11 protein-coding genes are annotated in these 13,330 nt (G+C 64.0%); 4 read left to right on the top strand and 7 right to left on the bottom strand.

The window, feature by feature from the left end; all coding sequences use genetic code 11:
* Window positions 1-7: 7 nt before the first annotated feature.
* A complete protein-coding gene (locus JQ631_RS04045; RefSeq protein WP_212324215.1) occupies window positions 8-2,299 on the bottom strand; it encodes a transglycosylase domain-containing protein in 2,292 nt (763 codons plus the stop codon).
* Between the two features lie 292 nt (window positions 2,300-2,591).
* On the opposite strand from JQ631_RS04045, the gene JQ631_RS04050 reads away from it, so the two are divergent.
* Window positions 2,592-3,107 (top strand): YcgN family cysteine cluster protein, encoded by a 516-nt coding sequence (locus JQ631_RS04050; protein ID WP_212324217.1) that lies wholly within the window; start codon window positions 2,592-2,594, stop codon window positions 3,105-3,107.
* A 161-nt stretch (window positions 3,108-3,268) separates the two neighbouring features.
* A complete protein-coding gene (locus tag JQ631_RS04055; RefSeq protein ID WP_212324219.1) occupies window positions 3,269-4,858 on the top strand; it encodes an MDR family MFS transporter in 1,590 nt (529 codons plus the stop codon).
* Window positions 4,859-4,862: 4 nt separating this feature from the next.
* Here JQ631_RS04055 and JQ631_RS04060 read toward each other — a convergent pair whose 3' ends face one another.
* The 6 genes from JQ631_RS04060 to ku form a co-directional block, all read right to left on the bottom strand.
* Window positions 4,863-7,346, bottom strand: a complete 2,484-nt coding sequence (locus JQ631_RS04060) for a GAF domain-containing sensor histidine kinase (RefSeq protein ID WP_212324220.1) — start codon at window positions 7,344-7,346, stop codon at window positions 4,863-4,865.
* A gap of 96 nt (window positions 7,347-7,442) precedes the next feature.
* Window positions 7,443-9,107, bottom strand: a complete 1,665-nt coding sequence (locus JQ631_RS04065; protein ID WP_349644999.1) for a thiamine pyrophosphate-requiring protein — start codon at window positions 9,105-9,107, stop codon at window positions 7,443-7,445.
* Between the two features lie 865 nt (window positions 9,108-9,972).
* Complete coding sequence (locus JQ631_RS04070) at window positions 9,973-10,137, bottom strand: Flp family type IVb pilin (RefSeq protein WP_212324222.1); 165 nt, start codon at window positions 10,135-10,137, stop codon at window positions 9,973-9,975.
* A 188-nt stretch (window positions 10,138-10,325) separates the two neighbouring features.
* Window positions 10,326-10,508, bottom strand: a complete 183-nt coding sequence (locus JQ631_RS04075; RefSeq protein WP_212324223.1) for a hypothetical protein — start codon at window positions 10,506-10,508, stop codon at window positions 10,326-10,328.
* 188 nt (window positions 10,509-10,696) lie between these two features.
* The gene (locus JQ631_RS04080; RefSeq protein WP_212324224.1) at window positions 10,697-10,933 is read right to left on the bottom strand and encodes a hypothetical protein; all 237 of its coding nucleotides are present in this window, start codon (window positions 10,931-10,933) and stop codon (window positions 10,697-10,699) included.
* A gap of 58 nt (window positions 10,934-10,991) precedes the next feature.
* Window positions 10,992-11,978 carry a non-homologous end joining protein Ku gene (gene ku / locus JQ631_RS04085; protein WP_212324227.1) on the bottom strand — a complete coding sequence of 329 codons (987 nt, stop codon included), beginning with the start codon at window positions 11,976-11,978 and terminating at the stop codon, window positions 10,992-10,994.
* Window positions 11,979-12,213: 235 nt separating this feature from the next.
* Between ku and JQ631_RS04090 the strand changes: the two genes are divergently transcribed.
* On the top strand, window positions 12,214-12,369 hold the full coding sequence (locus JQ631_RS04090; protein ID WP_194476763.1) for a hypothetical protein: 156 nt from the start codon (window positions 12,214-12,216) through the stop codon (window positions 12,367-12,369).
* 256 nt (window positions 12,370-12,625) lie between these two features.
* Entirely contained in the window at window positions 12,626-13,300 is a 675-nt protein-coding gene (locus JQ631_RS04095; protein ID WP_212324229.1) for a response regulator transcription factor, read from the top strand.
* Window positions 13,301-13,330: the final 30 nt, after the last annotated feature.

The raw sequence follows: 13,330 nt of genomic DNA on the forward strand, positions 1-13,330 counted from the left end.
GATCAGATCAATTCTTGCGCGGGGTGGATGCGTTCGCGTTCTCCTCCGCCGCATAGTTCTGCGGGAAGGCGAGCGCGCTCGTCGACGATGCCGGCTTGGCCGGCTGGCTGTTGTTCTCGGTCGATTTGGTCGCGGTCTTGGCGGCGTCGTCGAGCAGCTTCTCGACGCGCACCAGGATGTCGGCGCCGCGCTTGGTCAGCACCGGCGGCGGACCGGGCTTGGTCTCGAGCACCTTCGGCGCCGCATTGGCCTGCGCGTTGGCGACCTGCTCGTGCGGCAACTTCTGACCCATGCCGACGCCGGGAAGCTCGCGGATCTCGACGCCCCGATGCGCGGCGACCATGATGTCGTGCCAGGTCTGTGCCGGCAGCGAGCCGCCGGTCATGCGGTTGGTCGGCGAGTAGTCGTCGTTGCCGTACCAGACCGCACAGGTGAAATTGCCGGTGTAGCCGACGAACCAGGCGTCGCGATACGCGTTCGTCGTGCCGGTTTTGCCGGCGGTCGGAATGCCGTCGAGCGCCGCGCGGCGCGCGGTGCCTTCGCTGACCACGTGGCTCATCATGCCGGCGACGTCGGCGGCGATGTTCGGCGGAATGGCCTGCTTCGGCTTCGGACCGTCGCGGTCCCAGCGCCAGACCAGATCGCCCGCGCCGGTGCGCACTTCGAGCACCGCATGCGGCGTCACGGCCTTGCCGCGGTTCGGGAAGGTCGCGTAGGCGACGGCGTGCTCGAGAACGGTGACTTCGTCCGAGCCGATCGGCAGCGACGGCGTGTCAGGCAGTGGCGCCTTGAGGCCGAAGCGGCGCGCGACCTCGACGATCTTGGCGCGGCCGATCTTGGCCGGGTTCGGCGCCTTCGGCTGTTCCTTCTGGCCGATCATGATCGAGAGCTTCACGGGCACGACGTTGATCGAGCGCGTGATCGCCTGCGTCAGCGTCACCGGGCCGGAATAGGAATGGCCATAGTTCTGCGGGCACCAATTGCCGATGCAGACCGGGCCGTCGACCACGATCGAATTCGGCGTGAAGCCGTTGAGGAGCGCGGTGGTGTAGACGTAAGGCTTGAACGACGAGCCGGGCTGGCGATAGGCATCGACCGCGCGGTTGAACTGGCTGGCACCGTAGTCGCGGCCGCCGACCATGGCGCGGATGCCGCCGTCGAGATCGGAAACGACGGTTGCCGCCTGCGTCGCGTGATAGTCGCGGCCGAACTGGCGCAACTGGTTTTCGATCGCGTCTTCGGCCGCCTTCTGCACGTTGGTGTCGATCGCGAGGCGAACGACGAAGACGCGCTCGGTGTAGGACTTCGGGAAGGTGTCGACCAGCTTGCGCATCTCGTCGAAGGCGTAGTCGAGATAATAGTTCGGCGACGCCTCGTCGCGGCGGTCGACCGCGAAGGCGGGATTGCGGCGGGCGCCGAACACCTGGCCCTCGGTCATGAAGCCGGCATCGACGAGGTTGTCGAGCACGACGTTGGCGCGGGCACGCGCAGCGGGCAGGTTGATGTGAGGCGCGTATTTCGTCGGCGCCTTGAACAGGCCGGCGAGCATCGCGGCCTCGGCAAGCGTCACGTCGCGCGCCGACTTGTTGAAGTAGAAATGCGCCGCGCCGTCGACACCGAAGGTACCGCCGCCCATATAGGCGCGATCCAGATAGAGCTTGAGAATCTCGTTCTTGGTCAGTCGCCATTCGAGCCAAACCGCGAGGAACGCTTCGTTGATCTTGCGCTCGATGGTGCGCTCGTTGCTCAGGAACAGATTCTTGGCGAGCTGCTGCGTGATCGAGGAGCCGCCCTGGCGGACGCCGCCGGCCTGGGCGTTGGTGACCAGCGCGCGCGCCGTGCCGGCGATGTCGATGCCGAAATGCTCGTAGAAGCGGCGGTCTTCGGTGGCGAGCGTCGCCTTGATCAGCACGTCAGGAAAATCTTCCAGCGGGATCGAGTCGTTATGCTTGATGCCGCGGCTGCCGATCGGGTTGCCGTAGCGATCAAGGAACGTCACCGCGAGATCGGACTTCTTCAGCCAGTCCTCGTCCGCCGTCTCGCGGAAGGCGGGGATGGCGAGGACCAGCATCAGCACCATGCCGCCGAGGCCGATCGTTGCGGCCTCCGACAGCGGCTCGATGAAGACCCAGCGCTTCCACCGCCCGACATAGAAGCGGTCCATGAAGGTCGAGTAGCGCTCGTAGAGCTCGCGGATGCCCTTGGCCGAAGAAAACAGAGAGGAGTCGATGCGCGCATCGAGATCCAGAAAGAAGTTCCGGACTCTGCTCTTCCAGTTGGATGGTGTGTTCTGGACCACCTAGAACCCTTGAGGCTCGCTGCGAAAGCGTCCAAGCACCCGGCCGGGGCGGCATCGAGACGTCTTGCGGGATTGTTGCGGCAAACCCAAGGCGCCCGTTTCGCATCCGAGGGGACTTGCTGTTCTTCTAGCCGAGCGGGGCCTATAAACCAATGGTCAGGCTCGCAATTTTGAACAACAGGCCTAATTGAACCCCGGTTCATTACGGGCCTTTTCGGGGCGTTCCTTGCAGCCTGACGGGCGCACGCCCTAGATGACGCTGGCCGTAGTTATTTCGAATCGTAATAGGCGCATGACCGCAGCTCCCAAACGACCTTCAGACCAAGATGGATTCTTCTGGAAAACCAAGAAGATGGAGGAGATGTCGACGGCCGAATGGGAGAGCCTGTGCGACGGCTGCGGCCGCTGCTGCCTCAACAAGCTCGAAGACGAGGATACCGGCGAGATCTATTTTACCGATGTCAGCTGCAAGTTGCTCGATTCCTGCTCGGCCGGCTGCAAGAGCTACGCGAATCGCTTCGACTTCGTTCCGGACTGCGTTGTGATGACCCCCGAAAGCGTCCGGGGTCTGAAGTGGCTGCCGCCGAGCTGCGGCTACAAGCTGGTTGCCGAAGGGCGCGATCTCTATTGGTGGCATCCGCTGGTCTCCGGCGATCCCAATACGGTGCACGAGGCCGGCGTCTCCGTGCGCGGTCGGGTTGCGGGCACCGAGGTCGAGATTCCGGACGATCAGCTCGAGCACAATCTCGTGCAATGGCCCGGTCAGCTGCCGAAACAGGCACGCCTGAAGCGACGTCCCAAGGACTGATCCGTCCACTGCCGCAGATCACTTGTTCGGGATGACCGCGGTGCGGGATGCACCCATGCGCCGCGGTGCCTGCCTGAGAAGAACTTTGCTGTCTAGATTGGCTTCATAGAACGAATCCTTCGCGGCATTGCCCCGCATCACGCTCGATCTGACAGCCCGAGATGAACCAGTTCACACGGCAGAGCAGCCAGTCTGCCGATATCCAGACATTGCCCGATGATATCGCCGAGGAACTGACCCGCCTTCCGGGCGAGGTCATCAGCATCAGCGACGCACCGCCAATCTCGCCGCCGGCAGCGCTGTCCCAGGACGAGGTCCGCACCATCGTCATCAGCCTGATGCTGACGATGTTCCTGGCCGCGCTCGACCAGACCATTGTCGCCACCGCGCTGCCGACCATCGGTCGTCAGTTCCAGGACGTCTCGAACCTGTCCTGGGTGATCACCGCCTATCTGCTCGCCTCGACCGCGGTTGCGCCGGTATTCGGGACGCTGAGCGACATCTACGGCCGCAAGGTCATGATCATCGTCTCGCTGAGCCTGTTCATCGCCGGCTCGATCCTGTGCGCGATCGCACCGAGCATGCCGATGCTGATCCTTGCACGCGGTCTCCAGGGACTCGGCGGCGGCGGCATCATGCCGGTCGTGCAGACCGTGATCTCAGATGTCGTCTCGCCGCGAGAGCGCGGGCAATATCAAGCCTATTTCTCCAGCGTCTGGATGGTCGGCGGCATCTTGGGCCCCGTCATCGGGGGCGTGTTCGCCGAGCATCTGCACTGGTCGATGATCTTCTGGATCAATCTGCCGCTCGCAGCCGCAGCTCTCGTGATGCTGTTGCCGAAGATGAAGAAGATCCCGGTGTTCCACCGCAAGCGCAAGGTCGACTGGCTCGGCGGCGTGCTGCTGATGGCCTCCGCCGTCGTGTTCATGCTCGTGCTGACGTGGGGCGGGACGCGTTATCCCTGGCTTTCGCCGACCGTGCTGTCGATGGTGGGCGGCGCCGTCGCGCTCGCGATCACCTTCGTCTGGCACGCACGCCGATCGGACGAGCCGTTCCTGCCGCTCAAACTGCTGACGGGATCGGTCGCACCCTTCGCGTTGACCGCAGGCGGTTGCGGCCTCGGCGCCATCACCGGTCTCACCGTGCAGCTGCCGCTCTATTACGAGTCGGTCTATCACCTCAGCGCCAGCGAGGCTGGCCTAGCGCTGATCCCGCTCGCCGCGGTCTCGACCTGTGGTGCCGCGATCGCCGGCCGTACCATGGCGCGTGCCAAGCACTACAAGCGCGTCGCCATCATCGGCACTTCCTGGGCCGCGATCTGCGCCCTCGGCCTCACCGTCACCACGCTGCCACTGTGGGGATTGCTGACGCTGATGGCCGCGTTCGCGCTCGGCCTCGGCACCACCTTCCCGGTCTGCGTGGTCTCGCTGCAGAATTCAGTGGACCGACCGCAGGTCGGCACCATAACCGGCGCGATGAACTTCTTTCGCTCGCTGATGTCCTCGTTCACGGTCGCCGCGTTCGCTGCCATCCTGCTGATTGCCCTCGGTGCCGACATTCCGCTGGCCGGCGAGCATCACGCCGCAGGTGGCATCCCGGCGATCCCGGCCGAGGATATGCGGCACGCCTTCCGCTACGTCTTTGCGGCTGCGACCGCGCTGATGACCACCGCCGCGCTCTGCCTGATCATGATGGAGGAGCGGCCGCTCGCCGGTCCCACCACCACACAGGCCGTCGAGATGGCGGAGTAGGGCGTTAGCCGCCACCGTCCGCAAAATCGCTCTTCCGCGGCAGCACGATCGTGAACTCGGTGAACGCACCGGGCCTGGTCGCGACGTCGATCGTGCCGCCGTGCTGCTTCACGACGATGTCGTGGCTCATCGACAACCCGAGGCCGGTGCCTTCGCCGGCCGGCTTGGTGGTGAAGAACGGGTTGAACATCTTCGCCTTCACCTCATCGGGAATGCCGGTGCCGTTGTCGCGGATGCGGATCTCGATCGCATCGCCGCGGTCACGGGTCGTGGCGGTCACGACCGGCTCGAAACTGGCGTCGGCACCCGCTTGGCGCTTGGCCACCGCATAAAGCCCGTTCGAGACCAGATTCAGCAGCACCCGCGTGATCTCCTGCGGGAACACCTCGGCCGAGCCTGCCGCCGGATCGAACGCGCGCATCAGCGTGACGTCGAGCTGCGGCTGCTCGGCGCGCGCGCCATGATAGGCGAGGTTGAGGCTCTCTTCGACCAGCGCGTTGATGTCGCTCAAGCGATACTCTCCGCCGCCTTCGCGCGAATGCAGCAACATGTTTTTGACGATGGAATCGGCGCGCTTGCCGTGCTGCACGACCTTTTGCAGATTGTCTTTCAGCATGCCCGTCAACTCGTCGACATCGTTGCGGACATCGTCGCCGAGCGGGACGGGCGCGAGCATATCGTTCAGCTCGTCCGTCAGCTCGGCCGACAGCGCGGCGAAATTGTTCACGAAGTTGAGCGGATTCTTGATCTCATGCGCGATGCCGGCGGTGAGCTGGCCGAGCGAGGCCAGCTTCTCAGTCTGGATCAGCCGATCCTGCGCCGCGCGCAAATCGTCGAGCGATTTCGCGAGCTCCCGCGTGCGGTCCTGCACCTCGTTGAACAGCCGCGTGTTCTCGATCGCGATCACGGCCTGGTCGGCAAAGGTCTTGAGCAGGCTGATCGCCTTGTCCGGGAATGAGCCGGCCTCGGGCCGGGTCACGCCGATGGTGCCGATCGCAATGCCGTCGCGCAGCATCGGGATGACGAGGATGCTGCGATAGCCGCGCGTCCGTGCCAGCTCCCGCATGCCCTCGGTCAGGTCTGGCTCGTTCTGCATGTCGCTGCGGAAGGCGTACTCACCGCTGATTGCGACGCGGCTGTGAATGCCTGACGAGGCCAGCGGCGCCGGAAACGTGCTGAGCAACTCGGCATTGCCGGCTTCGTTGTCGGTGGTGAAGGCGGCCAGATGCAGCTTGCCGTCGATGACGCGGGTGACCGTGGAGGAATGTCCGCCGACCAGCGCCTTGGCGCTGTCGGAGATCGCCTGGAACACCGGCGTGACATCGGCGGGCGAAGCGGCGATCACCTTGAGAATGTCAGCGGTCGCGGTCTGCCGTTCCAGCGCCTCCCTGGTGGCGTTGAACAGGCTGACATTCTTGACCGCGATCACCGCCTGGTCGGCGAAGGTTTGCAGCAGCCGCACATGATGCTCGGCGAAATTGCCCGTCGTGCGCCGCGTCGCGATGATGACGCCCTTGGCTTCGCCTTCGCTCATCAGCGGCGTGAACAGCATGCTGCGAAAGCCGCGGGCGCGCGCGATGTCGCGGGCGGCCGGCTCGAGCTCGGTGTCGGGCAGCTGTGCGGATTCTCCATTGGCCGTGAGCTGATAGGCCGGAAATTGCGCGACTGGCACCGGGAACGATGCTTGCAGCACGCGGTCGCCCTCGGGGTCTCCGCGCGTGAACGCCGCAAGATGCGCGGCGCCGTCGATATAGCGCAGCACGGCGGTGGAGAAGCCACCGATCAGCCGGTTGGCATTGGCAGCGATGGCATCGAACACCGGCTGCACGTCGGAGGGTGAAGCCGCCATCACCCTCAGGATGTCGGCGGTAGCGGTCTGGCGCTCCAGCGTCTCGCGCGTCTCCTTGAACAGCCGCGCATTCTCGATCGCGATCACGGCCTGGTCGGCGAAGGTCTGGAGCAGTTGCACGAGGTCGGGCGCGAACGCTCCGGTCTCGGTGCGCGTGACGCTGATCATGCCGACGGCGGTGCCGCGGTTCATCAGCGGCATGAAGAGCACGCTGCGAAAGCCGCGCAGCCGCGCCAGGTCGCGGTTCAGCTCCGGGACGTCGGCAGCCTCGCTGTCGGGAAACTGGATCGTCTCGCCACCGCGCACCAGTGCAAAGGTCGGAAAATCCTCGATCCGTCGCGGGAATGACGCCTTCAGTCCCTTGTCGCCCTCCGGGCTTGTCGGCGTAAACGCCACCAGATGCAACTCGTCGCCGATGAACTGGAGCACGGTCGCGGAGAAGCCGCCGAGCAGGCGTTTTGAGCTCGATGCGATCGCCTCGAAGACGGGCCGGGCATCCGACGGAGAGGCCGCGATGGTGCGCAGGATCTCGGCGCTGGCGTTTTGCCGATCGCGCAGCCGCGCGTTCTCGGCCTCGGCGGACTGCAATTGCCGCTTGAGGTCGTCGATCCCGGCGATGTCGTTGGAAGGAGTGGTCATGCACATTCCGGCTGAATGCCGCGGCATGCACGGCACCGGGCCGGATTATCACATCTCCTGCGGCGGGAGCCAGCGCCCGCAGCCTCGCAGGCTGCCTCAGGTACCGGGCCGCGACACCTCGGTCTCCTTGCTGGTGATGAACTCCAGCAGCACCGGCACGCCTTCCCTCGTTTTCTGGATGCCGCGCTTGATCGCGGGGATGATGTCCTCCGGCTTCGTCACCCGTTCGCCATAGCCGCCGAAGGCGCGCGCCATCGCGGCATAGTCGCCGGAAATGTCGGTCGAGCGATACTTTTCGGTCGAGATCGGCATCACCTTCAGTTCGATCGCCATCGAGAAATTGTTGAGCAGGATCGACATGATCGGGATGCGCTCGCGCACTGCGGTCTCGAAATCCATGCCCGTGAAGCCGATGGCTGCGTCGCCCCAGACATTGATGCAGAGCTTGTCGGGCCTTGCGAGCTTTGCGCCCATCGCGAGGCCAAGGCCGTAGCCAAGCTGCGTCGTCTTGCCCCAGCCGAGATAAGAGAGCGGCGTCACCGCTTTCCAGAACGGCGAGAGCTGGTCGCGCGGGCTGCCGGCATCATGGGTGATGATGGTGTTGTCGATGTCGACGGTGTGTTGCAGGTCCCACAGCACGCGATACGGGCTCAACGGTGCGTCATCGCTGGTGAGCTTCGGCATCCATTTTGCGAGCCACTCCTTGTGCGAGGCCGCGATCTCGGCCGCCACAGCCGATGCATCGCGATCGGCGGTGACGGTCTTGTTGATCTCCTCCAGCAGCGCATCGAGCACCAGCCCTGCGTCGCCGACGAGGCCGATCCTCGCTTCGACATCCTTGTTGAGATGGTTGGGATCAAGCGTCGAATGGATGATGGTCTTGCCCTTCGGCATCGCGATGCCAAAGCTGGTTTCCGTGAACGAGCAGCCGATGCCGAAGATGACGTCGGCTTCGCCCAGAAATTCCGGCACCGCGCGCGGCACGGCGAGGCCGCCGGAGCCGAGGGAGAGCGGATGCGTCTCCGGAAATGACGATTTGCCCCCCAGGCTGGTGGTAACGGGAATGGCAAGCCGTTCCGCGAGCCGCTTCAATTGCGGCCATGCCTGCGCATAGTGCACACCCTGGCCGGCATAAATCACCGGACGCTTGGCGTTGACGAGCAGGTGAGCGGCTTCCTTCACATGCACGGGATCGGCGCCGTAGCGCGTGCGCAGCACCGGCGTGTAGTTCAGCGGCTCCGGCACCTCCTCGTTCCACATGTCGGCGGGAATTTCCACGATGACCGGCCCGCCGCGGCCGTTCTTCAGCCTGGTGAAGGCGCGTCGGAAGATGTTGGCGACCTCGGCCGCGAGGATGATCGGCTCGGACGATTTCGCAAACGGCTTCATCGCCTCGCTGGAATTGAAGTTCGGCTCGATATGCGCAAGCCGGCGCTGGTAGCCCATCGGCAGCACCAGCACGGGAACGGATTCGCCAAAGCACTGTGCGACGCCGCCCATCGCATTCTCCGCGCCGGGCCCATGCTGCATGCAGAACGCCCCGATCGTACGTCCCGACGTGACGCGTGAGATCGCGTCCGCCATGTGCACGCCGACGCGCTCCTGCCGCACCATCACGGGACGGATCTCGGCCTTCGCCGCGTGCTCGATCAGATGATTGACGGGATAACCGCAGAGGATCTCGATCCCCTCGCGCCGCATGATTTCCGCAATGGCGGTGCCGAGCTTCATGGCGTCTCTCTCCCTCGCAGGCCGGTTGATCCGGCTGATTGGATGAGAGAGGATCAGGAATTGCCTGGAGCGTAAAGCGCGAGCGCGCGACAGTCGGCGTGGGTCAGCTATGCAGCTGCCAGCCCTCTATTTGCAATTCTTGCAAATCGTCAGCTTGCGCTTCAACGCCTCGTCTTCCTGATCGACCAACGTCTGGGCGTCGAGGCCGGAGTCCTTTGCTGCGCGAGGCCTCGCGGGTGGCGTTACCTGGCTGGGTGCGTCACTGTCATCCGGACTGGCGCTGAAGCCATCGTAGTCGGCGGCCGGATTCGGCATTGCCGCGGGCCCGCCGATCACGGGTGGAGACGGCTCTCTGGCCGACGGGGTTCTGTCGTTCGTCACCACTGCCGGCTCGCGCCTGGGCTTTGAGTTCTTGGTGCTCGCATGCGGCGGAGATGCGTTGGGAGGGGTGAGGGAAACCGGAGGCGTGGCGGAACTCTGTCCTTGCGCACTGTCTTGCGACCAGATGCCGATCAACATGAGGCTGAGAGCCAGGAGAATCGTGAGTCTCATCGGCGTCCTTCAAACGGTTCTGGTTCAATGATCGACAGTATGGCTCGTCAAGCTACGCCGTGGAGACTATCAGGACTGACATGGCCGTCCAAGCGCCGTGGCCTAGATCGAGCGTACCGTCGTCCGGGGCCCTGCTTTGGAAGGGGCGACAAAGCGGCAAAGCTCGGCCGAAACAGGCCGCGAGAGCGCGAAGGCGTGTCCGGAGAGAAAGTTGCCGCTCGAGAGAGCGATGACGTTCGCTGCATTCTCAGTCATTGCGAGCACAGCGAAGCAATCCAGAGTCTCTCCGCGGAGGGATTCTGGATTGCTTCGTCGTTTCGGTCGTAATGACGAGGCGGTGGTCTTACTTCGTGGCCGCGCTGATCGAGTTGAACTTGTTGCTCAGGAGGACGCTGCCCGTGTTGGTCACGACGGTCACGATGGCGAGCGCGATGCCGGCGGCGATCAGGCCATATTCGATCGCGGTGGCGGCACTCTCATCGGCAAGAAAAGACCTGAGCAAAGTCATCGCCAACTCCTGTTCATCCGGTCCAATGTAGGCGCGCGGCGTTATCAAAGTGGTAAAGTGATCGACGAGGCGCTTTTCGCGCATCAAAAAAGGCGGGTTGCGGCCGACCCGGCCGGATGTGTCTTAACGTGACAGCCGTTAAGCCAAGGTTTCACTATCCAATTCAAATGAGCAGAAGCAGGTGCGCCTCAACTCGTGGTGGTGCGTCCGGGAGCAGCCTTGGAAGGTCGTCCCAGCGCGGCCGCGAGGCGTCCGACCAGATAGCTCACGACATGCGGCCGCGCCCGCACCGCCGCGTCGGCGATGCGCTCGTCCTCGGTCGTGTCACTCACGAGGCCGATATAGTTCTTTCTGGCGTCCTGCTGCGGCACGGTCGTGCGAGCCCTGGTTTTCCGATGGCCGGACCATGGTGCGCGCAAGGGGAATCAACGGTTAATTTCGGGTCCCGTAGGAATACCCGGGTGCGGCACGATGGCAGCGTAGCGCGACGAGTGACGCAGCCGCTTAAGGATTTGTTGAGGCTGTTCGTCACCCGATCGGCAGGCATGCCGAGCGCGGCTCATCGACGCCTGATATCTGCGTTCAGCGCGCGCAGCATGCCGATGCGAGCGAATATGAGCCAGCCGCCGCCGGTCTCCGCCGCGTTGATCAGCATCTCGATCGCGGTCTGCCAGCGCGGCTCCTGCTGCTCGGCCTCGGGTAGTTGCATGATGAAGTCTGCGGCTTCTTGCAGCGTGCGCAGCTTGGCGCCGCCGCGCAAGCCGATCGGATCGTCGAACGGCGTCGACCAGGGCATGTCAGTCTGCCCGATCGGTGAGGGAAGGCGTCACGGCTCGCTCGGCGATGCGATGCGGTCAGCCGGCCTTCTTCGTTCGTGTGGTCGCACGCACCGGCTTGTCGGCCTTCCTGGGCGTGGCTTCCTTGGCAGCGGCGTCCTTGCCGCCCTTGCCGGAGATCGGCAGCAGCATCTCGCGCTGGCCCTCGACGCGCTTCTTCGGCTTCTTGGCCTTTGCGGCTTCCTTTGCGGTTTCCTTGGCGACCTTCGCCGCGGGAGCCGTGTTCTTCTCGCTTGCGAGGCTCTTCTTCAGCGCATCCATCAGATTGATGACGTTGCCGCCGCTCTTCGGTGTTGACTTGGCCGCGATCGGCGCACCGCTGCGCTTCTTGTTGATGAGGTCGATCAGCGCGGTCTCGTAGTGATCCTCGAACAGTTCGGGCTCGAAAGCGCCGGACTTCTTCTCGACGATATGCCTGGCGAGGTCGAGCATGTCCGTCGTCAGCTTCACGTCCTGGATGTCGTCGAAATACTCGGTCTCGCTGCGCACCTCGTAGGGGTAGCGAAGCAGCGTACCCATCAAGCCGCTCTCGAGCGGCTCGAGCGCGATGATGTGCTCGCGATTGGTCAGCACCACGCGGCCGATCGCGACCTTGTCCATGCTGCGGATAGTCTCGCGGATCACCGCAAAGGCGTCATGGCCGACCTTGCCGTCGGGCACGAGATAATAGGGACGGATCAGATAGCGGTTGTCGATGTCGGTCTTCGGCACGAACTCGTCGATCTCGATCGTGTGGGTCGAGTCCAGCGCGATGTCGTCGAGCTCGTCCTTTGTAACCTCGATGTAGGTGTCGGTGTCGACCTTGTAGCCCTTGACGATGTCCTCCGAGGTCACCTCGTCACCGGTCTCGGCGTCGACCTTGAGATACTTGATCCGGTGGCCGGTCTTGCGGTTGATCTGGTTGAACGAGACCTTCTCGGTATCCGAAGTGGCCGGATACAGCGCGACCGGGCAGGTCACGAGCGACAGACGCAGAAAACCCTTCCAATTGGCGCGGGGGGCCATGGGCTACTCCAAACGCAACGAGGACAGACCTATGAAGATACCATCGGGGAACACCGAATCATACACAGGTTCGAGCGGAATCTTGCAACTGCGTTAACCAGTCACTGACCACCGCGGATCGGGCCGATCCAGTCCCAAAAACCGGAACATCAATTCGGATCGGGCGTTGGCTCCGAACACAAGGCCGCGAGGAGGTCGTGGCCACCGGAGGCGATATCCAGAGATTGAGGGCATCATGGCAACCACGCGCGAGGAGCATCAGATCGTCGAAACTGCGACCGAGGCGCGCCAAGGCGAACCGGGGCCATCGGTGGCCGCACTGCTCGCCATCTCGACCGGGCTTGCGATTCTGATCCTTGCCGTCATCTGGTTCGTGTTCTTTCGGACCTGACGGCAAGTTTGACGACCAATCGACAGGAAGGGCGGATCTTCCGACTCGCCGCGATACGCGGCACATTGCGCCCGCCATGCCGCCGGTTCGTCCGGTGGCTTGGCGGGCGCAGTCGTGATGACTGAGACCAGATCGACTGAGACCAATTCGTATATGACCAAAAAGTAACGCAGGCGGTTCCCCGCGTTCATATTCAGTTCACGCCGAAATTGCTCATGTGGTGTGGTGTTCATGCGGCCTATTTCTGGAGAGAAGCGTGCGCCTGCTTGTTGTTGAGGACGACCCCGATCTCAATCGCCAGCTCACCAAGGCGCTGACGGACGCCGGCTACGTCGTCGACCGCGCCTTCGACGGAGAGGAGGGGCACTATCTCGGCGACAACGAGCCGTATGACGCCGTGGTGCTCGATATCGGCCTGCCCAAGAAGGACGGCATTTCGGTGCTGGAGGCCTGGCGCCGCAACGGCCGCACCATGCCGGTTTTGATCCTCACCGCGCGCGACCGCTGGAGCGACAAGGTCCAGGGCTTCGATGCTGGTGCCGACGATTACGTGCCCAAGCCGTTCCATCTGGAGGAGGTGCTGGCGCGGATCCGCGCGCTGCTGCGCCGCTCCACCGGCCACGCCCAGAGCGAATTGAGCTGCGGCCCTGTGACGCTCGACACGCGTACCGGCCGGGTCAGCGTCTCCGGAAACCCCATCAAGATGACCTCGCACGAGTATCGGCTTCTGGCCTACCTCATGCATCATTCGGGGCGTGTGGTGTCGCGCACCGAGCTGGTCGAGCATCTCTACGACCAGGACTTTGACCGCGACTCAAACACGATCGAGGTCTTCGTCGGCCGCATCCGCAAGAAGCTCGACGTCGACATCATCCAGACCGTCCGCGGCCTCGGCTATCTCCTGACCCCGCCGCCGGCACCCGGCGCCTAGTCGATGCGGGCTTGACGGGCGGCCCGACAC

The organism is Bradyrhizobium manausense (genome assembly GCF_018131105.1).
GTDB lineage: Bacteria > Pseudomonadota > Alphaproteobacteria > Rhizobiales > Xanthobacteraceae > Bradyrhizobium > Bradyrhizobium manausense_B.

Excerpts from the sequence above, each read along its gene's own strand:
- JQ631_RS04050 (WP_212324217.1), top strand. The coding sequence starts at position 2,592 with ATGACCGCAGCTCCCAAACGACCTTCAGACCAAGATGGATTCTTCTGG.
- JQ631_RS04090 (WP_194476763.1), top strand. The coding sequence starts at position 12,214 with ATGGCAACCACGCGCGAGGAGCATCAGATCGTCGAAACTGCGACCGAG.
- JQ631_RS04055 (WP_212324219.1), top strand. The coding sequence starts at position 3,269 with ATGAACCAGTTCACACGGCAGAGCAGCCAGTCTGCCGATATCCAGACA.
- JQ631_RS04080 (WP_212324224.1), bottom strand. The coding sequence starts at position 10,933 with ATGCCCTGGTCGACGCCGTTCGACGATCCGATCGGCTTGCGCGGCGGC.
- JQ631_RS04060 (WP_212324220.1), bottom strand. The coding sequence starts at position 7,346 with ATGACCACTCCTTCCAACGACATCGCCGGGATCGACGACCTCAAGCGG.
- JQ631_RS04070 (WP_212324222.1), bottom strand. The coding sequence starts at position 10,137 with ATGACTTTGCTCAGGTCTTTTCTTGCCGATGAGAGTGCCGCCACCGCG.
- ku (WP_212324227.1), bottom strand. The coding sequence starts at position 11,978 with ATGGCCCCCCGCGCCAATTGGAAGGGTTTTCTGCGTCTGTCGCTCGTG.